The sequence below is a fragment of the Streptomyces sp. NPDC002680 genome (assembly GCF_042889145.1).
GTDB classification, from domain to species: domain Bacteria; phylum Actinomycetota; class Actinomycetes; order Streptomycetales; family Streptomycetaceae; genus Streptomyces; species Streptomyces adonidis.
Genome location: NZ_JBIAQP010000008.1, coordinates 115927 through 134124, shown reverse-complemented (window position 1 = coordinate 134124; position 18198 = coordinate 115927). Strand labels below are relative to the sequence as shown.

The following is an 18198-nucleotide window of genomic DNA, read 5'->3' as shown; positions in this document are numbered from 1 at the left end:
GGGGTCACACGCCCCCTGGAAGGCGCCCCGCAGGGGCAGCCTCCCAGGGGCGCGGGGAACTGCGCGCCCAGCCCCCACCGGACCCGCAGCCCCCGCGGAGCGCCCCGTACAGTTCGTGGCATGACCGCTCCCCACGCCACCACGCGCCCCACTCAAGCCGTGGTCCTCGCCGGAGGCCAGGGCTCCAGGCTCCGCCCGTACACCGACGACCGGCCCAAGCCGATGGTCGAGATCCCCGGCACGGGGACGCCGATCATCGGCCATCAGCTCGTCTGGCTGGCCGAGGAGGGCGTGACGGACGTCGTCGTCAGCTGCGGTCACCTCGCCGAGGTCCTCCAGAAGTGGCTGGAGACCACCGACCTGCCGCTGAGCGTCACGACGGTCGTCGAGACCGAGCCCCTCGGCCGTGGCGGCGGCCTCAAGTACGCCGCCGCGCACCTCCCCGCCCCGGACCAGCCCTGGTACGCCACCAACGGCGACATCTGGACCCGCTTCTCGCTGCGCGACATGGCCGACTTCCACGCCGAGCGGGACGCCGTCGCGACCCTCGCGCTGGCCCGTCCCCGGCTGCCCTGGGGCGCCGTCCAGACGGACGGCTTCGGTCACATCACGGACTTCATCGAGTCCCCTCCGTCGACCTTCGAGATCAACGCGGGCGTGTACGTCTTCTCCTCCGAGTTCGCCGCCCTGCTCCCGGAGCGCGGCGACCACGAACGCACCACGTTCCCCCACCTGGCCCGCGAACACCGCCTGGCCGGCTTCCCGATCCCGCACGGCGCCTACTGGCGCGCCATCGACACCGCGAAGGACCTCACGGAGGCCGCGAAGGAGCTGGCGGCGCTGGGCCGTTGAGCCGCCGGTTCGCCAAGGCTCTTTTCCCGTACGTCAATGGGGTCCCGCACTGTGACAGTGCGGGACCCCATTGACGTACAACTACCGCGGCTAGCCGAGCAGTCCACCCACCAGCCCCGGCTGCCCCGTGGAGGAGCCCCCGGTGCTGCCGTCGCCGCTGCCGCCAGTGCTGCTGCCGCCCGTGGAGCCGCCACTCGTGCCGCCCGGCGTGCCCGTGGAGCCGCCCGACGAGGACGGTCCCGCGCTGGTGCTGGGCGCCTCCTGGACCGGGGTGGTCTGCTGAGGCGGGGCCTGGCCGCCGCCATCGCTGCCCTGGGTCTGGCTGGGCCGGCTGCCGGTGACGCTGCCGCTCTCGCGGGCCTCCTCGGGAGTGGTCGCGGCCTCGCCTGTTGTGGGAGTCGCCGAAGTGGCGTCCTGGGTCGGGGGCTTGGTGGCCGCCGAGGGGCTCTTCGAGGCCTGCCGTTCGCCGGACTCCTCGGGGAGCGGTGAGCCGGGGAGTTCGTTGCGCGGGGCCTCGCCGGGGCCGGGTACGACCACCCGGTCGGCGTCGCGGACGGCGCCGCCGAGCAGCGAGCCGACGAGGAGCGTGAGCCCGATGACGACGGCCGTGACGAGGGCGCCGCGCCGCAGGACGTAACTGCGCAGCTCCCAGATGTCCGTACGGGGTCCGAGGCGTCGCCAGGCGCTGCCCGCGAGGCGGCCGTCGATGGAGTAGACGGGGGCGCCGGCGATGATCAGCGGCGACCAGGCGGCCAGGTAGATGATGTCGGGGGCGTCGTAGACGGGGACGCTCTTCCAGCTGACGGTGACCAGCAGCGCGGCGGAGAGCAGGGCGCCGCCGACCGCGGCGACCCGCTGCCACAGGCCCAGGACCGTGAGGACGCCCACGATGACCTGGAGGAAGGCGATGACGAGGCCGGAGCCGACGGGGTGCTGGAGCGCGAACTGCCGTAGTGGCTCGGCGACTTCCCAGGGGTGCAGGGTGTTGAGCCACTTCATCATGGAGCCGCGTTTGCCGCCGTCGAAGTAGACGGGGTCGCAGAGCTTGCCCATGCCCGCGTAGATGGAGATGAAGCCGAGGAAGATGCGCAGCGGGAGCAGGACGACGCCGAGGTTCATCCGGCGGCCGGGGTAATAGGCGTGCCGGACGGGGTCGTTGGCGTGGCGCTTGGCGCCGGTGCGCCGTCCGTCGGCGTCCCGCTCGTAGTCGTCGTAGCCGTCGTCGGCGAACTCGCCGTCCCCGTAGCCGGGTTGGCCGTACGCGGGCTCGTCGTACGCGCTGCCGACGGTGCGCATGTTGGGGAGCAGGCGGCCGGAGTCGGGGCTGTGGGTGCGCTGGCTGCCGACGATGGGCGTCTCGACGGTCTGGTCGAGGGTGCTGCCGGCGTAGTCGAGGTCGTCGTCGCCGATGCGGGGGATGACCTGCGTCGCTCCGGCGTCGACGGCCGGCGGCTGTTCGCCGTGGCGCACGCTGGAGCCCCGTACGGCCTGGAGCAGCCGGTGCGCGCCGGTGTCGTCGGGTGCGGACTTCCCGCTCCAGACGACCGCGCGGCGGCGGCCGGGCGTGGCGCCGCCGGCGCCGACGACGGGGATGCGAGCCGTGTCCTCGGAGGCGCTGAGGTGCCGGGCGACACGGGACGACGGTGCGGCCCGCCGCGTCGAGGCCCCCAACTGCACGCGGAAGCTCGCATGGTTGACGATGACCTGCGCCGGATCGCTCGGCACTTTCACCATGCTCAGCGCGGGAGCGTCGTCGTATCCCGACGGTGTTCTGGTGTCCACACTCATCTAACCGAGTGACGTGTGGTTAGGACACTGCTTTGACTTGGCGGATGTGTCCGGACCGCGTCAAGGTCACGTCACCCGGCCGGATCCGCCCGTACGGGTGACGCTGCGCACGCGTGTTCAGGCGCGTCGGCGGGCCGCTTCGTAGAGCACGATCCCGGCCGCGACACCGGCGTTGAGGGACTCGGTGCCGCCGGGCATCGGGATGCGGACGAGGTGGTCGCAGGTCTCCCCGACCAGTCGGGACAGTCCCTTGCCCTCGCTGCCGACGACGATGACGACGGGCCCGCCGAGCGCGGGCAGGTCGCCGATCTCGGCGTCCCCGTCGGCGGCGAGGCCGACGACGACGATCCCGGCCTTCTGGTACGCCTCCAGGGTGCGCGTCAGATTGGTGGCGCGGGCGACGGGCGTACGGGCGGCGGCGCCGGCGGAGGTCTTCCAGGCGCCGGCGGTCATGCCGGCGGCGCGCCGCTCGGGCACGACGACGCCGTGGCCGCCGAAGGCGGAGACGGAGCGGACGACGGCGCCGAGGTTGCGCGGGTCGGTGACGCCGTCGAGTACGACGATGAGGGGGTCGACGCCGTTGTCGTAGGCGGCGTTGGCGAGGTCCTCGGGGTGCGCGTACTCGTACGGCGGGACCTGGAGGACGAGCCCCTGGTGGTTGAGCCCGTTGGTCATGCGGTCCAGCTCGGGCCGAGGAGCTTCCATCAGGTGAATACCGCCGCGCTCACCGGCCAGCTGAAGCGCCTCACGCACGCGCTCGTCGTTGTCGATGAACTGCTGGACGTACAGCATCGAGGCGGGCACGCCCTCGCGGAGCGCCTCGACGACCGAGTTGCGCCCGACGACGAGTTCGGAGGAGGCCTTCCCGCCGCGTCCCTTGGGTGCGGGCCGCCGCTGGATCTGCTTGGCCTTGGCACCGGCAATACGGTTCTTCTTGTGGCCCTTGCGCATCTCGGCGGGCGGCGTCGGCCCCTTGCCTTCGAGCCCCCGGCGCCGCTGGCCGCCACTGCCGACCTGCGCGCCCTTCTTGCCGGACATGCGGCGGTTGTTAGCGGCCATGACCTACCTGTCTGTGTGAAGGCGTGCGTGTGTACGTCTATGAGTGTGCCGCCCGGGGGCCCGGGCGGCACAATCGATCAAGGAGATGTACGGGTTTGTGGGGAATTTGCGGGGAAATGCTCAGCGCGGACCGAGGGTCCAGCGCGGGCCCTGCGGACCGTCCTCGATGACGAGCCCCGACTGGTTGAGCTGGTCGCGGATGGCGTCGGCGGTGCCCCAGTCCTTGCGCCCGCGGGCCGCCTCGCGCTGATCGAGGACCAGTCGTACGAGGCTGTCGACGACCCCGTGCAGATCCTCGCCCCGGTCGGCGCCGTCCCCGGCCCAGTGCGGGTCGAGGGGGTCGAGGCCGAGGACGCCGAGCATGGCGCGCACCTCGGCGAGGCGGGCCACGGCGGCTTCCTTGTCGTCGGCGGCGAGGGCGCTGTTGCCCTGCCGGACGGTGGTGTGCACGACGGCGAGGGCCTGCGGCACGCCCAGGTCGTCGTCCATGGCCTCGGCGAAGGCGGGCGGCACCTCGGCGGCGGGCTCGACGACGCCCCCGGCCTTCTCGACGACGCGCTGTACGAAGCCCTCGATCCGGGCGAACGCGGACTCGGCCTCGCGCAGGGCCTCCTCGCTGTACTCGATCATCGAGCGGTAGTGCGGGGTGCCGAGGTAGTAGCGCAGGACGATGGGCCGCCAGGTCTTGACCATCTCGCTGACGAGGACGGAGTTGCCGAGGGACTTCGACATCTTCTCGCCGCTCATGGTGACCCAGGCGTTGTGCACCCAGTACGCGGCGAAGTCGTCGCCGAAGGCCTTGGCCTGGGCGATCTCGTTCTCGTGGTGGGGGAAGATCAGGTCGAGGCCGCCGCCGTGGATGTCGAAGGCGGAGCCCAGGTACTTGTGGGCCATGGCGGAGCACTCCAGGTGCCAGCCGGGCCGGCCCCGCCCCCAGGGCGTCTCCCACGTCGGCTCACCGGGCTTGGCGGACTTCCACATGGCGAAGTCACGCGGGTCGCGCTTGCCGGTCTCGCCCTCCCCCGAGGGCTGGAGCAGGTTGTCGAGTTCCTGGTTGGACAGCTGCAGGTACCCGGGGAAGGAGCGCACGTCGAAGTAGACGTTGCCGTCGGCCTCGTACGCGTGTCCGCGCTCGATGAGGCCGCGCATCATCTCGACCATCTCGGTCACGTGCCCGGTGGCACGCGGTTCGTAGGTCGGGGGGAGGCAGCCGAGGGCGCTGTACCCGTCGTTGAAGGCGCGCTCGTTCTCGAAGCCGATGGACCACCAGGGGCGGCCTTGCTCCTCGGCCTTCCTGATGATCTTGTCGTCGATGTCGGTGACGTTGCGGATGAAGGTGACGTCGTATCCGCGGTACGTGAACCATCGGCGCAGGATGTCGAAGTTGAGCCCCGACCGGATATGGCCGATGTGCGGGGCGGCCTGCACGGTGGCGCCACAGAGGTAGATCGAGACACAACCCGGCGTGAGCGGGGCGAAGTCACGGATCTGCCGGGCGCTGGTGTCGTACAGGCGAATGGTCACGAGACAAGGGTAGTGGCCCACACCGAGTGCCCGGCGACCCTTACCCACAAGGGCCACGTATTCGTGACATTCGCCCCCGCCGCCCCTACCCATACCCATCCCTGGGGGCTGCGCCCCCAGACCCCCCTATCGCGCTGAACGCGCTCGTCCTCAAACGCCGGACGGGCTGAAAGATCAACCCCCGGCCGGTGCTGAAGTGCGGCGGGGGCGGGTGGGCGGGGAAAATGGGGCGGGCTGAACGCGGTTGCCCTCGAACGCCCGCCCGCACCCCCACTCAGCCCGTCCGGCGTTTGAGGACGAGGCCGTTCAGGCCGAAGCGGGGGTCTGGGGGCGGCAGCCCCCAGAAGGATGGGACGGGTAGGGGCGGCGGGGGCGAGGAAACCAGGGCTCAGCCCAGGCGGGCCACCAGTGCTGTCGCCACCGCCATCAGGCCCTCGTCGCGGCCCGGGAAGCCGAGGCCGTCCGTTGTCGCGCCGGACACCGACACCGGCGCCCCCACCGCCTCCGACAGCACCTTCTGCGCTTCCTCCCGCCGCTTCCCGATCTTCGGCCGCGGCCCCACCACCTGCACCGCGACATTGCCGATCGTGAACCCGGCCGCCCGTACGATCCGTGCCGCCTCCGTCAGCAGCGTGACCCCGGACGCCCCGGACCACTCCGGGCGCCCGGTGCCGAAGTGCTGACCCAGGTCACCGAGCCCCGCCGCCGAGAACAGCGCGTTGCACGCCGCGTGGGCGACGACGTCCGCGTCGGAGTGGCCCGCGAGGCCCGTCCCCTCGCCCTCCCACTTGAGGCCGGCGCACCACAGTTCCCGGCCCTCCTCGAAAGCGTGAATGTCGGTACCGATGCCGACCTGGGGCAGCACCGGCCCCCCGGAGGAATACGACGAGTATTCAGAAGCCATCGTTGAGCCTCCTCCGGGCCAGTACCGCTTCCGCCAGCACCAGGTCCAGCGGCCGCGTCACCTTGAACGCCTCCTCGTGGCCGGGCACGACCACGACCCGCAGGCCCAGCTGTTCGACCATGCTCGCGTCGTCGGTGACGTTCTCGGTCACCGTCTCGTGGGCCCGGACCAGGGTGTCGAGCGCGAAGCCCTGCGGGGTCTGGACCGCGCGCAGCCGCGCCCGTTCCGGCGTCGCCAGCACGGGCTCCGGTTCGCCGGGCGTCGTGGCCGGCTCGACCTCCTTGACGGTGTCGGCGAGCGGCAGCGCGGGGACGACGGCCTGCGCGCCCTCCCGTACGGCCTCGATGACCGCGTCGACGGTGTCCACCGGGACGAGCGGGCGGGCGGCGTCGTGGACGAGGACGATGTCGATGCCGGGCGGCAGCGCGTCCAGGCCGAGCTTCACCGACTCCTGCCGGGACTCGCCGCCGGGGACGACCAGGAAGTCCGTGCGGTCGGGGAGCGCGTGGGCGTCGAGGAGGGTCTTCACCTCGGCGGCGCCGTCCGGCGGGGCCACGACGACGACCAGGGAGACGGCACGGGACGCGGCCATCGCGCGCACCGCGTGGATGAGCATGGGCGTGCCGTTCAGCGCGCGAAGCGCCTTGGGGGCGCCCGGACCGAGGCGTACGCCCCGGCCGGCGGCCGGAATCACGGCGGCCGTACGTGCCCCGGGCGGTGTGGGGCGCGATTCGTCAGACATCGGTTCCTGTCAGGTTTGTGTGCCGAGCCCTCGTGGGTATGGCCTGGAGGAGTGCCGGGCGCGAGCCTCGATCGGACCCTTCCGTGACATCCGGTCGAGCAGGCTCCGGGCCCGGCACACCAATATCAGTACTTCAGCACTTCAGTACTACTGACTGCCTGAGTCGGAGCTGCTTCAGTCGGTGCTGGAGAATTCACATCCGGGCACGAACATGCCGCAGCGCCCGGCGACATTGGATACGTCATCGGGCACCGCGGCATTTTCACTGTGCTGCTTGAGCTGACTGTGCTGCTAAACCGAGCCAAACCGAGTGGGCGGGTTTTTCAGGGCCTGCGTTCAGTCAGCCGGAGTCAGGACGCGAGCACCTCGTCGAGCAGGGCTTCGGCCTTGTCCTCGTTCGTGTTCTCCGCGAGCGCGAGCTCACTCACCAGGATCTGGCGAGCCTTGGCGAGCATGCGCTTCTCACCGGCGGACAGTCCGCGCTCCCGCTCACGACGCCACAGGTCACGCACGACTTCCGCGACCTTGATGACATCACCGGAGGCGAGCTTCTCCAGATTCGCCTTGTAGCGACGTGACCAGTTCGTGGGCTCCTCGGCGTACGGAGCGCGCAGCACCTCGAAGACCCGGTCCAGCCCGTCCTGACCGACCACGTCACGCACGCCGACGAACTCCGCATTGTCCGCCGGTACACGTACAGTCAGGTCACCCTGGGCGACCTTCAGCACCAAGTAGGTCTTGTCCACGCCTTTGATCTGGCGAGTTTCGATGGCCTCGATCAGCGCGGCCCCGTGATGGGGATAGACCACGGTGTCGCCAACCTTGAACGTCATGTGACAGGTACCCCTTCCGTGGCTATCCAGGGTAACACGGAAACGGCAGCTTCTGAATGGCGTTTTCGCAGGTCAGGGCATATCTCGGGGCTTGACAACAGCAACAGGAACGTGCTTCGGAAGGGCCCCGGAGGCGAAGGGGGAGGGGGTATTCGCAGGTCGGAGCGGCTCTCCGAACGAAGTGAAACCCGGACGTTACACACACCTGGGGACCCCGCCGGGCAACCAAACATCCACTTATGTCCGCTTCCAAGTGTGCGACTTACGCTACTCCGTTCGGTGAGCGGAGTCGGCTGTGCGACGAATCCGGAATTGATCACCGCTTGGCGATCTCCGGGTGATCTCCAGGTGATCTACGGGTGATCAATTTCCGATCCCTTCATTCCCTTCACAGTAAATGTGAATGTCGAAGTGGCTCTTGCGGACAGCCCCGCACTCCCGGGGAACCACCCCCGCCCGTCGTTAGAGGCGGGTCGGGTGCGGTGGCGTGGGAACGGCTCGGTAACCTAAGGCCGCTGACAGACACTTAGGGTGGCTTTACAAGGAGCTGCCCGTGCGTTCCAAGGAGTTGCCGCCGCCGTGAGCAGCAGCCTTCGACGCGGCGCCCTCGCCGCATCCGCCCTCGCGTTCTCGGTCGCCACGCTCGCCGGGTGCGCAGCCGGAAACAACGCCCAGACGCTGGAGATCAAGCCGGACAACGCGGCCACCTCCGTCGGTGACATCAAGCTGCAGAACGTCGTGATCATCACCCAGCCGGAGCTGGAGTCGACCGGCCCGGCCGCCGTCTCCGCGACGGTGTTCAACAGCGGTACGACGGCCCAGACGCTGGAGTCGATCACCGTCCCGGGCACCGGCAAGACCGCCGAGCTGACGGCCGCGAAGGGCGGGAGCCTGAGCATCCCGGCCGGCGGTTCGCTCGTCATCGGCGGCGCGAACAACGCGTCCGCCGTGCTGCCCAGCAGCCGTGAGGCGGTGCAGGACGGCAACGCGCAGAAGATCACCTTCGCCTTCAGCAAGACCGGTGACGTGAGCCTGCGCGCGTTCGTCGTCCCGGCGGAGAGCTTCTTCTCCTCGTGGGGCCCGACCGAGGTCCCGGCGGCCCCCGTCGAGACCAGTCCCGCGCCGACCACCTCCGCGGAGCCGGAGGCGTCCGGTACCCCGACCGGGGCCGCCGAGACGCCCGCGGCGGGGGCGACCCCGAGCACGTCGGCCTCGGAGACGGACACGGCTGCCACCGGCGGCTGAACCCTCGTACACGCCGAAGGGCGGGGCCTCCTCGGGGAGGTCCCGCCCTTCGGCGTACCGGCGCGCACCCTGCGCGTACCGGGCCGTAAAGCTCTGTACGGGCCGGTTTACGGCTCGAACTTGTACCCCAGGCCCCGCACCGTCACCAGGTACCTGGGCGCGCCCGGGTCCGGTTCGATCTTGGCGCGGAGGCGCTTGACGTGGACGTCGAGGGTCTTGGTGTCGCCGACGTAGTCGGCGCCCCAGACCCGGTCGATGAGCTGCATACGGGTCAGTACGCGGCCCGCGTTGCGCAGGAGCATCTCCAGCAGGTCGAACTCCTTGAGCGGGAGGTCGACCTTGGCGCCGGAGACCGTGACCACGTGGCGGTCCACGTCCATGCGGACAGGACCGGCCTCCAGCGCGGCCGGGGTGACCTCCTCGGGCTCGCCGCGGCGGCGCAGGACGGCCCGGATACGGGCGACCAGTTCGCGGGAGGAGAAGGGCTTGGTGACGTAGTCATCGGCTCCTATTTCCAGGCCGACGACCTTGTCGATCTCGCTGTCCTTGGCGGTGACCATGATCACCGGGACGTTGGACTTGCCGCGCAGCTGGCGGCAGACCTCGGTGCCGGGCAGGCCGGGCAGCATCAGGTCGAGCAGGACGAGGTCGGCGCCGTTGCGCTCGAACTCGTCGAGTCCGTCGGGCCCGGTGGCCGCGATGGCGACCTCGAAGCCCTCTTTGCGAAGCATGTACGAAAGGGCGTCGGAGAAGGATTCCTCGTCCTCGACGACGAGCACTCGGGTCACGGAAGGACCTCCGGGGCGTGAAGCGGATCGTAAGGGGATGTGCCGGTGGTCCGGTCGGCCTCTTCGCCGGGGTCGGACGGTCCGTCCCCGGCTTCGGGGTCGGAGTCTGGGAGTGACTCGGGGTGCGAGTCATGGTCGTACAGATGTACCCGGTTCGCACGGGCGCGGCGGGCGGCGCCCGCTTCCGGGAGGCGCAGGGTGAACGTGGAGCCCTGGCCTTCGGAGCTCCACACGGTGACCTCTCCGCCGTGCGAGGCGGCCACGTGCTTGACGATCGCCAGGCCGAGGCCCGTACCGCCGGTGGCTCGGGAGCGGGCCGGGTCGACGCGGTAGAAGCGCTCGAAGATGCGCTCCTTGTCCTTGTCGGAGATGCCGATGCCCTGGTCGGTGACGGCGACCTCGATGAGGTCGCCGCCCGTCGCGCTCACCCGGCGGGCCGCTATCCCGACGCGGGTGGCGGAGGGTGAGTAGTTGACGGCGTTCTCGACGAGGTTGCCGAGGGCGGCGGCGAGCTGGCCGCGGTTGCCCCAGACGCGCAGGTCGGCGGTACCGCCGGCGGCCATGGTGATGTGCTTGGTGCCGGCCTGGTGGCGGCAGCGGTCGACGGCCTCGGCGACGAGTTCGTCGACGCGGACCGGTTCGGCGTCCTCCAGCGGGTCGTCGTTCTGCACCCGGGAGAGGTCGATGAGTTCCTGGACAAGGCTGGTGAGACGGGTCGCCTCGATCTGCATTCGGCCGGCGAAGCGCTCGACGGCCTCGGGGTCGTCCGAGGCGCCCATGACGGCCTCGGAGAGGAGGGAGAGCGCGCCGGTGGGTGTCTTCAGTTCGTGGCTGACGTTCGCGACGAAGTCGCGGCGTACGGCCTCGATGCGGCGGGCCTCGGTGAGGTCCTCGACGAGGAGCAGGACGAGCCGGGAGCCCAGGGGCGCGACGCGGGCGGAGACCGCGAGGGCCTCGCCGCGGCCGGTGCCGCGCCGGGGGAGGTCCAGCTCGACCTGGCGTATCTCACCGTCCCGGCGGGTGTCCCTGGCCATCTTGAGCATCGGGTCCACCGACAGTTTTCCGCCACGGACCAGCCCGAGGGCGTACGCCGCCGAGCTTGCCTTGACGACCGAGTCCGCCTCGTCCAGTACGACGGCCGAGGAGCGGAGCACGGACAGCACCGTGTCCACACCGGGCGGCAGCACGGGGTCCGTGTGCAGCGAGGTGCGGGTGGGGCGCTTCTGGTCGCGCTCGCTCCAGCGGAACGCCAGCATGGCGATGACGCCGGTGAGCACACCGGCGATCGCTGCCGCTGCGGCGACCGCCGCGTTCACGTCCATGCGTCCAGGTTAGGCATGGGGTACGACATGGCCACAGCCATCAGTGTGCGACCTCGAACACTCGTCGCCCAGAGTTCACCTTGGAGCCAGTATTGGTTCATTTGTCGGGGCGGAAAACGACGCGTGCCTGCCCGAACGTGGGAGCGTGGGGGTCACGGGGCCTGGTGCTGCCCCCGAATGGACGTCAAGAGAGGGACACCTGATGCGTGACGCGTACCACGAAGAACTTGACTCGATCGGCGACAGTCTGGTCGAGATGGCCCGTCTCGTCGGGTCGGCGATCGGGCGCGCGACGACGGCGATCCTTGACGCCGACCTGAAGCTGGCCGAGAGCGTGATCGAGGCCGACGCCAGGGTCGACGAGCTGCAGCACGACCTGGAGGGCCGCGCGATAGCGCTGCTGGCCCGCCAGCAGCCGGTCGCCACCGACCTGCGGATCGTCGTCACGTCGCTGCGGATGAGCGCCGACCTGGAGCGTTCGGGCGACCTCGCCCAGCACGTCGCCAAGCTGGCCCGGCTGCGTTTCCCGGAGCGCGCGGTCCCTCGCGACCTGCACGCCACGATCCTGGAGATGGGCCAGCTCGCGCAGCGCCTGATGGCGAAGGCGGCCGAGGTCATCATCACCAAGGACGTCGATCTGGCGCTGCAGCTGGAGACGGACGACGACGAGATGGACCGTCTGCACCGCACCCTCTTCCAGCACCTGATCGACGACCGCTGGAAGCACGGCATCGAGACGGCGGTCGACGTCACGCTGCTCGGCCGCTACTACGAGCGCTACGCGGACCACGCGGTGTCGGTCGCCAAGCGTGTGGTGTTCCTGGTGACGGGCGAGCACGCGGACGAGCTGCAGCCGGACGTGCAACCGCCCACGGGTGTCGAGGGGGCCTGAACCTCCGTACACCTGTGCGCCGTTGACGCGCCTGGCGGAACGGGCATGCAATGGGGAGAAGGCACCAGATCCCCAGGATCCAGCGGATCCGGATCTCCAGGACCACCCTCCAGGAGGGCCCCATGGCCGAGACCCCCAGCACGCCCGACCCGACGCAGGAGCGCGAGACGCAGCATCCCGCCGAGATCAAGCATCTGCCTCTGTTCGGCGCCTGCGGCTGCGGCTCCGGCTGTGGGTGCGGATGCCAGTCGGGCGCCCCTTGCCAGTGCGGTTGACGCTCGGCGCCGGTCACTTCGGCGGCAGTCACCTCGACGTCGGTCACTTCGGCGTCAGTCACAAAGGACCCCGCTCCCTCCCGATGTGGAGAGAGCGGGGTTCTTTTGTGCGCGGTGGTGCCGTTCGCCCTGTTCCGGACCTGGGGACGGCGGCCCCGGTCGTCGCCGAACGGGCATACACTTCACACCAGTTGACGCTCTGGCTCTGTACATGCACAACAGGCACCCTGTTGCCATCTCGTTAACCAGTGCTTCTTGACGTTACGTGCTGTCCCGGCGTTGGCTTCCGTATCTGTATCTGGGTTCGTCATGCTTCCCCGCCTGGAAGGCACCTCCCGTGAACGCTCGTACCCCCCGTCGGATCGCCGCACGTCGTACCGCGATAGCGGTGACGGCTGCCGCCTCGGCCCTCTCGCTCGCCGCGTGCGGCGTCATCGACAGCGCCAGTGGAAGCAGCGGCTCCGCGGCGCCCAAGAAGGGCGACGACATCACTGTGGGGCTCCTTCTGCCCGACAAGAAGACGACGCGTTTCGAGAAGTTCGACTACCCGCTCTTCAAGAAGCAGGTCACCGCCCTCACCAACGGCAAGGGCAAGGTCCTCTACGCCAACGCCGAGGCGAGCAGGACCAAGCAGAACCAGCAGCTCGAAGAGATGATCGCCGAGAAGGTCGACGTCCTCGTGGTGGACGCGATCGACGCCAAGACCATCGCGCCGGCCATCGAGAAGGCCAAGGACGCGGAGATACCGGTCATCGCGTACGACCGGCTCGCGGAGGGCCCGATCGACGCGTACGTCTCCCACGACAACGAGCTCGTCGGCGAGGTGCAGGGCCGGTCGCTCGTCGAGGCCCTCGGCACCAAGGCCGCGACCAGCAAGATCGTCATGATCAACGGCTCGCTCACGGACCCGAACACGGCCCGGTTCGAGACCGGCGCGATGAACGAGCTCCAGGGCAAGGTCCAGATCGCCGCGACGTACAACACCAAGGACTGGCTGCCCGAGGTCGCCAAGGCCAACATGGAGACCGCGATCAGGACCGTCGGGCTGAGCAATATCAAGGCGGTCTACTCGGCGAACGACGACATGGCCGGCGCGGCCATCGACGCGATGAAGGAGGCGGGCGCCAGCGAGATCCCGCCGGTGACCGGGCAGGACGCGAGCCTGGAGGCGGTGCAGCGGATCGTCTCGGGCGAGCAGTACATGAGCGTCTACAAGTCGTTCATCCTGGAGGCCAACAACGCCGCGTCCATGGCGGTGGCCAAGGTCCAGGGCCGCTCGATCGAGTTCGACGCGCTGACCCGCGACAGCGTCGACAGCCCGACGCAGAAGCAGATCCCGTCGATGCTGGTCCCGGTGGTGGCCCTCACCCAGGACAACATCAAGGACACGGTGATCCAGGACGGCATCTACACCGTCCAGGACATCTGCACCCCGGACTACGAGGCGGACTGCGAGCGGATCGGCCTCAAGTAGTGGGCGGGGTCTCTCCGAGGGGCCGGATGGGGTCGCCAGGGCGGTCGTACGGGCAGAGGATGGAAGGCAGGCGGTACCCCGTACGCAAGAAGCTCGTAGATCGGATCAGATCTGATCAGATCAGGGATTGGAGGTGCGACGCCGTGCCCCAGTTCATGGACGTCCACCACAACATGAAGGGCATCACGGCCGATCAGCTGCGTGAGGCCCACAACGCCGACCTCGCCATCGAGAAGGACGAGTCGGTCCACTTCGAGAAGGCCTGGGCGGACCCCGCCTCCGGCACGGTCTACTGCCTCTCGGAGGCACCCTCCGCGGAAGCGGTCCAGCGCATCCACGAACGCTCCGGTCACCTCGCCGACGAGATCCATCCGGTCCCGCTGACGGTGTGAGAACCCGGTGACTCCGCGGACGGACCGCGCACCGGACGCTCGGCTCGCGGTCCGCCCCGGAAGGGAGACCCCCATGAAGCGGACGCTGCCCTCGCAGACGAACACCACGAAGGAATCCCCGGCCGAGGTGCCCCGCGACCTCGATCTCGCCCCGCTGCTCACCGCCTGGGACCGGGCCCACCCCACCGTCGCCGACCCCGACTGGCGCCACCTCCTGGACGAGATCGCCCATCCCCGGACCACGCAGGCCTTCCAGCACCTGGCGGAGGCCGGCGGGGACCGCGGGGCGGGGTCCTGACGGGTGGGGTGGTGCGCCGACGGTGAGGGGGGTCTCGTACGACGGTGAAGGGCCCCGGCGCACATGCCGTGCCGGAGCCCTTCGTCGTGCTACTTCTTCCGGACGGTCACCTCACCGGTCCGTCCGGGCCTCACTTCACATCGACGTAGTCGGTCCAGCCAGCCGCGGGCAGGGTGAGCTTCGTGCCCGCGAAGGTGTAGCGGTACGCGCCGTCCGCCGTCGCCTTCACGGTGGCCTTGGCCCAGCCGTTGCGGTCGGTCTTGATCTTCTGCAGGGTGACGAAGGCGCCGCTCGTGCCCTTGCGGTACTGGAGCAGCACCTGGTGCCCGATGAGGGGCACGTTCGCGTTCTTCTCCCAGCTCGCGACGGTCATCTGCGCCTTGACCGTGAGGTTCTTGCCCTTCGTCACCGGCTCCGGGGTGGCGTCGGTCTGGGTCATGTAGGTCGTGCGCTTGATCCAGGCGAAGGTTGCGGTGTCGAGGCCGTCCGAGCGGGTGACGTTGCCGTCGCCGTCGACGGCGGTGGAGGACAGGAGCCAGAGACCGGCGAAGGCGTTGCTGCGGAAGTTGGCCTTCGGGTCGGCGTACAGGAGGGCCTCGCACCAGGAGGTGATCTCGTTGATCGCGTGGCAGGTGGCGGGCGCGGTGATCATCCCGTCGGCCGTCGCCGGGTCGTCTCCGTGCCTCAGCTCGAACGACACGCTCTTGATGCCGGACGGGTCGGTGACCGTCGCGGAGATCGGGATCGCTCTCTTCTTCGCGGCCTCGACGCCAACGGTGTAGCTCTTCCAGTCGTGGTTGATGTCGAAGTTCGAGAACTTCGAGGCCGAGTCGTCCTGGTCGGCCCCGGCTGCCGGGGCGGCGAGAGCGGTGACGGCCAGAGCGGCGCTGAGGGCAGCGGCGGTAGCTGTGGCGACAGTGGCGCGAGTGGCGCGTAGGCGCATGGCGTGGGTTCCCCTGTTAGGTGAATCGGGTCGTGCCTTCACCTGCGTGAGACTGATGGGGCGGGTGAGGGGTTGTGCACTCTTGCCGACCTACCGGGCCCGGGCCACGAAAATGCCCCCGATCCGCGCCGTGTGCGCAGGTCGGGGGCATGACCGTCATTCCTACTTCTTCTTGCCCTGGTTCTTGACCGCCTCGATCGCCGCCGCGGCCGCGTCCGGGTCCAGGTAAGTGCCGCCCGGCTTCACGGGCTTGAAGTCCGCGTCCAGTTCGTACGCGAGCGGGATGCCCGTCGGGATGTTCAGGCCGGAGATCGCCTCGTCGGAGATGCCGTCCAGGTGCTTGACCAGGCCGCGGAGGCTGTTGCCGTGGGCCGCGACCAGGACCGTACGGCCCGCCAGCAGGTCCGGGACGATGCCGTCGTACCAGTACGGGAGCATGCGGACGACGACGTCCTTCAGGCACTCCGTGCGCGGGCGCAGCTCCGGCGGGATCGCCGCGTAGCGCGGGTCGTCGGACTGGGAGAACTCCGTGCCGTCCTCAAGGGGCGGCGGCGGGGTGTCGTACGAGCGGCGCCACAGCATGAACTGCTCCTCGCCGAACTCGGCGAGCGTCTGGGCCTTGTCCTTGCCCTGGAGGGCGCCGTAGTGGCGCTCGTTCAGGCGCCAGCTGCGGTGTACGGGGATCCAGTGGCGGTCCGCGGACTCCAGGGCCAGCTGGGCCGTGCGGATCGCGCGCTTCTGGAGGGACGTGTGGACCACGTCGGGGAGCAGGCCGGCGTCCTTGAGCAGCTCACCGCCGCGGACCGCCTCCTTCTCGCCCTTCTCGTTGAGGTTGACGTCCACCCAGCCGGTGAACAGGTTCTTCGCGTTCCATTCGCTCTCGCCGTGGCGGAGGAGGATCAGCTTGTACGGTGCGTCGGCCATGCCCAGAGCGTAATAGAACGTCCTGATCCGCTGCCAAGCCGCCCGGCAACCGGACGGTTGACGGGATCTGTTAATTGAGTGGCTCCCCCGAGAGGCCCCCTCGTAAGTTGTCATCACCAGCTGTGCTACTTACGTCGCTGCTTACGTCCGTGGGGGATTCCTGTGTCACTCGCCGCCCTGAAACGCGCCGCCCGAGAGTCCGTCTCCGGGTTGCCCCGCGAGTTCTGGTGGCTGTGGACCAGCACCCTCGTCAACCGGCTCGGGGCCTTCGTCGCCACGTTCATGGCGATCTATCTGACCCTCGACGGCGGGTACTCCGCCTCGTACGCCGGTCTGGTCGTCGCGCTGCACGGGCTCGGCGGGGTGGTGTCGTCGATCGGCGGCGGTGTGATGACCGACCGGCTGGGGCGTCGTCCCACGCTCCTCATCGCGCAGTCGTCCACCGCCTTCTCCGTCGCGCTGCTCGGGTTCATGCACGATCCCGTCGCCATCGCCGCCGTCGCCTTTCTCGTCGGTATGGCCAGCAACGCCTCGCGGCCCGCCGTGCAGGCGATGATGGCCGACATCGTGCGGCCCGAGGACCGCGTCCGCGCCTTCTCCCTCAACTACTGGGCGATCAACCTCGGCTTCGCCGTCTCCTCCGTCGGGGCCGGCTTCATCGTCGAGGTCAGTTACGTCGCCGGGTTCCTCGTCGAGGCCGGTATGACGCTGGCCTGCGCGATCGTCATCTTCCTCAAGCTGCCCGAGTCACGGCCGACACGAGGCACGAAGGCCGAGCAGGCGGAGGAGGCCTCCGTGGGGCTCGGGACCGTGCTGCGCGACGGGCGCTTCATGAGCGTCGTCGGGCTGGCCTTCCTCGTCGCGCTCATCTTCCAGCAGGGCCTGGTCGGACTGCCGATCGCGATGGGCGAGGCCGGGTTCACCCCGGCGGACTTCGGAATGGTCGTCGCCGTCAACGGCGTACTGGTGGTCGTCCTGCAGATCCCCGTCACCCGGTTCATCGAACACCGGGACGCCCGCCGGCTGCTGCTGGCCTCGTCCCTCCTCGCCGGGTACGGGTTCGGGCTCACCGCCTTCGCCGGGTCGGTCGGCGTCTTCATCCTCACCGTGTGCGTCTGGACACTCGCCGAGATCGTCAACGCGCCCACCCAGACCGGGCTGGTCGTCCGGCTGTCCCCGCTGCACGGACGCGGCCGCTACCAGGGCATGTACACGATGTCCTGGTCGGTCGCCGGCCTCGTCGCCCCACTGATGTCCGGCTTCGTCATCGACCACCTCGGCGCGGAGTGGCTGTGGGGGCTGTGCGCGGTCATCGGGACGGTGGCGGGGGTGGGGTACTGGGCGTTGATGGGGCGGGTTCCGGCGGAGGAACCTGTCAAGGACGCGGTGGAGGAACCGGCGGAGGACACGGGCAAGGAGCCCGCGCCCATCGGCCCGGCCCCCACCACCGAAACCGTCACGGGTGCATCCGCGACCCCTTGATCACCTTGCCCACCGCGTTCTTCGGCCCGTACACCGCGAGCCCCACCAGATCCAGCTCCCCCGTCCGTACGGCCCGTACCGCCGCCCGGTTGTCGTGGTCGTTGCCCGTGGCGAAGAGGTCGCCGGTGAACACCGCGCGCGGGAGGGAACGGGACAGCACGCGCGCGTGGGCGGCGGTCAGCGTCTCCTTGGTCGCCTCGAAGACCAGGACCGGCTGGCGGAACATCGGCAGGTAGCGCACGCCGTCTCCGTCCTCGTACGGGTCCCCGATCACCTCCGGGACCGTCGTCCCCAGGCCGCTGACCAGGAACGCCGTCACGTTCAGGCGCTGCCAGGGCTCCAGGTCCTCGCGCAGCAGGACGGCGATCTTCGTGTCGAAGCGGATCGGGGCGGGGGTGGGGGCGGTGCCCGTCGGGGTCTCTGTGCTCATGCTTCGAGACTGCCGACCGTCGTACGACCCC

General features: G+C 69.7%; 18 protein-coding genes. 7 read left to right on the top strand and 11 right to left on the bottom strand.

Features of this window, described 5'->3' with window-relative positions; genetic code table 11:
- Positions 1–120: 120 nt before the first annotated feature.
- Complete coding sequence (locus tag ACFYXF_RS21910) at positions 121–852, top strand: NDP-sugar synthase (RefSeq protein ID WP_389351461.1); 732 nt, start codon at positions 121–123, stop codon at positions 850–852.
- 90 nt (positions 853–942) lie between these two features.
- Here the strand turns inward: ACFYXF_RS21910 and ACFYXF_RS21905 are convergent, their stop codons facing one another.
- The 6 genes from ACFYXF_RS21905 to ACFYXF_RS21880 form a co-directional block, all read right to left on the bottom strand.
- Positions 943–2640, bottom strand: a complete 1698-nt coding sequence (locus ACFYXF_RS21905; RefSeq protein WP_389351459.1) for a DoxX family membrane protein — start codon at positions 2638–2640, stop codon at positions 943–945.
- A gap of 117 nt (positions 2641–2757) precedes the next feature.
- Positions 2758–3699 carry a 23S rRNA (guanosine(2251)-2'-O)-methyltransferase RlmB gene (gene rlmB / locus ACFYXF_RS21900; protein ID WP_389351457.1) on the bottom strand — a complete coding sequence of 314 codons (942 nt, stop codon included), beginning with the start codon at positions 3697–3699 and terminating at the stop codon, positions 2758–2760.
- A gap of 120 nt (positions 3700–3819) precedes the next feature.
- Positions 3820–5223, bottom strand: coding sequence for a cysteine--tRNA ligase (gene cysS / locus ACFYXF_RS21895; protein WP_389351455.1), 1404 nt, complete (start codon positions 5221–5223; stop codon positions 3820–3822).
- Positions 5224–5611: 388 nt separating this feature from the next.
- Positions 5612–6127: a 2-C-methyl-D-erythritol 2,4-cyclodiphosphate synthase gene (ispF, locus tag ACFYXF_RS21890; RefSeq protein ID WP_389351453.1), complete on the bottom strand. Its 516-nt coding sequence runs from the start codon at positions 6125–6127 to the stop codon at positions 5612–5614.
- Complete coding sequence (ispD, locus tag ACFYXF_RS21885) at positions 6117–6869, bottom strand: 2-C-methyl-D-erythritol 4-phosphate cytidylyltransferase (protein ID WP_389351451.1); 753 nt, start codon at positions 6867–6869, stop codon at positions 6117–6119. The genes ispF and ispD overlap by 11 nt, the downstream gene beginning before the upstream one ends.
- 350 nt (positions 6870–7219) lie before the next feature.
- Positions 7220–7702 carry a CarD family transcriptional regulator gene (locus ACFYXF_RS21880; RefSeq protein ID WP_003953493.1) on the bottom strand — a complete coding sequence of 161 codons (483 nt, stop codon included), beginning with the start codon at positions 7700–7702 and terminating at the stop codon, positions 7220–7222.
- 579 nt (positions 7703–8281) lie between these two features.
- Here ACFYXF_RS21880 and ACFYXF_RS21875 point away from each other — a divergent pair.
- Positions 8282–8947 (top strand): DUF461 domain-containing protein, encoded by a 666-nt coding sequence (locus ACFYXF_RS21875; RefSeq protein WP_389351449.1) that lies wholly within the window; start codon positions 8282–8284, stop codon positions 8945–8947.
- Between the two features lie 107 nt (positions 8948–9054).
- On the opposite strand, the gene ACFYXF_RS21870 is transcribed toward ACFYXF_RS21875, so the two are convergent.
- Positions 9055–9735: a response regulator transcription factor gene (locus tag ACFYXF_RS21870; protein WP_235477186.1), complete on the bottom strand. Its 681-nt coding sequence runs from the start codon at positions 9733–9735 to the stop codon at positions 9055–9057.
- On the bottom strand, positions 9732–11057 hold the full coding sequence (locus ACFYXF_RS21865; RefSeq protein ID WP_389351447.1) for a sensor histidine kinase: 1326 nt from the start codon (positions 11055–11057) through the stop codon (positions 9732–9734). The genes ACFYXF_RS21870 and ACFYXF_RS21865 overlap by 4 nt, the downstream gene beginning before the upstream one ends.
- Positions 11058–11259: 202 nt before the next feature.
- Between ACFYXF_RS21865 and phoU the strand changes: the two genes are divergently transcribed.
- From phoU to ACFYXF_RS21845, 4 genes are all read left to right on the top strand, one after another.
- Positions 11260–11949, top strand: coding sequence for a phosphate signaling complex protein PhoU (phoU, locus tag ACFYXF_RS21860; protein WP_389351445.1), 690 nt, complete (start codon positions 11260–11262; stop codon positions 11947–11949).
- A gap of 612 nt (positions 11950–12561) precedes the next feature.
- Complete coding sequence (locus ACFYXF_RS21855; RefSeq protein WP_389351443.1) at positions 12562–13698, top strand: sugar ABC transporter substrate-binding protein; 1137 nt, start codon at positions 12562–12564, stop codon at positions 13696–13698.
- 143 nt (positions 13699–13841) lie between these two features.
- The gene (locus ACFYXF_RS21850) at positions 13842–14090 is read left to right on the top strand and encodes an SCO4226 family nickel-binding protein (protein WP_389351442.1); all 249 of its coding nucleotides are present in this window, start codon (positions 13842–13844) and stop codon (positions 14088–14090) included.
- Between the two features lie 73 nt (positions 14091–14163).
- Entirely contained in the window at positions 14164–14388 is a 225-nt protein-coding gene (locus ACFYXF_RS21845) for a hypothetical protein (protein ID WP_389351440.1), read from the top strand.
- 130 nt (positions 14389–14518) lie between these two features.
- On the opposite strand, the gene ACFYXF_RS21840 is transcribed toward ACFYXF_RS21845, so the two are convergent.
- Both ACFYXF_RS21840 and ACFYXF_RS21835 read right to left on the bottom strand, forming a co-directional pair.
- Entirely contained in the window at positions 14519–15331 is an 813-nt protein-coding gene (locus ACFYXF_RS21840) for a hypothetical protein (protein WP_389351438.1), read from the bottom strand.
- A gap of 162 nt (positions 15332–15493) precedes the next feature.
- Positions 15494–16255: a phosphoglyceromutase gene (locus ACFYXF_RS21835; protein WP_389351436.1), complete on the bottom strand. Its 762-nt coding sequence runs from the start codon at positions 16253–16255 to the stop codon at positions 15494–15496.
- Between the two features lie 162 nt (positions 16256–16417).
- Here ACFYXF_RS21835 and ACFYXF_RS21830 point away from each other — a divergent pair, with 162 nt between their 5' ends.
- Positions 16418–17737, top strand: a complete 1320-nt coding sequence (locus ACFYXF_RS21830; RefSeq protein ID WP_389351434.1) for an MDR family MFS transporter — start codon at positions 16418–16420, stop codon at positions 17735–17737.
- On the opposite strand, the gene ACFYXF_RS21825 is transcribed toward ACFYXF_RS21830, so the two are convergent.
- A complete protein-coding gene (locus ACFYXF_RS21825) occupies positions 17712–18167 on the bottom strand; it encodes a DUF2000 family protein (protein ID WP_389351432.1) in 456 nt (151 codons plus the stop codon). The two genes, ACFYXF_RS21830 and ACFYXF_RS21825, sit on opposite strands and share 26 nt — an antisense overlap.
- Between the last annotated feature and the right edge of the window lie 31 nt (positions 18168–18198).

Bases quoted from the DNA above. Each gene is read 5' to 3' on its own strand.
- ACFYXF_RS21825 (WP_389351432.1), bottom strand. From the start codon at position 18,167: ATGAGCACAGAGACCCCGACGGGCACCGCCCCCACCCCCGCCCCGATC.
- phoU (WP_389351445.1), top strand. From the start codon at position 11,260: ATGCGTGACGCGTACCACGAAGAACTTGACTCGATCGGCGACAGTCTG.
- ACFYXF_RS21880 (WP_003953493.1), bottom strand. From the start codon at position 7,702: ATGACGTTCAAGGTTGGCGACACCGTGGTCTATCCCCATCACGGGGCC.
- ACFYXF_RS21835 (WP_389351436.1), bottom strand. From the start codon at position 16,255: ATGGCCGACGCACCGTACAAGCTGATCCTCCTCCGCCACGGCGAGAGC.
- ispD (WP_389351451.1), bottom strand. From the start codon at position 6,869: ATGTCTGACGAATCGCGCCCCACACCGCCCGGGGCACGTACGGCCGCC.
- ACFYXF_RS21905 (WP_389351459.1), bottom strand. From the start codon at position 2,640: ATGAGTGTGGACACCAGAACACCGTCGGGATACGACGACGCTCCCGCG.
- ACFYXF_RS21845 (WP_389351440.1), top strand. From the start codon at position 14,164: ATGAAGCGGACGCTGCCCTCGCAGACGAACACCACGAAGGAATCCCCG.
- ACFYXF_RS21865 (WP_389351447.1), bottom strand. From the start codon at position 11,057: ATGGACGTGAACGCGGCGGTCGCCGCAGCGGCAGCGATCGCCGGTGTG.
- ACFYXF_RS21910 (WP_389351461.1), top strand. From the start codon at position 121: ATGACCGCTCCCCACGCCACCACGCGCCCCACTCAAGCCGTGGTCCTC.
- ACFYXF_RS21840 (WP_389351438.1), bottom strand. From the start codon at position 15,331: ATGCGCCTACGCGCCACTCGCGCCACTGTCGCCACAGCTACCGCCGCT.
- ispF (WP_389351453.1), bottom strand. From the start codon at position 6,127: ATGGCTTCTGAATACTCGTCGTATTCCTCCGGGGGGCCGGTGCTGCCC.
- rlmB (WP_389351457.1), bottom strand. From the start codon at position 3,699: ATGGCCGCTAACAACCGCCGCATGTCCGGCAAGAAGGGCGCGCAGGTC.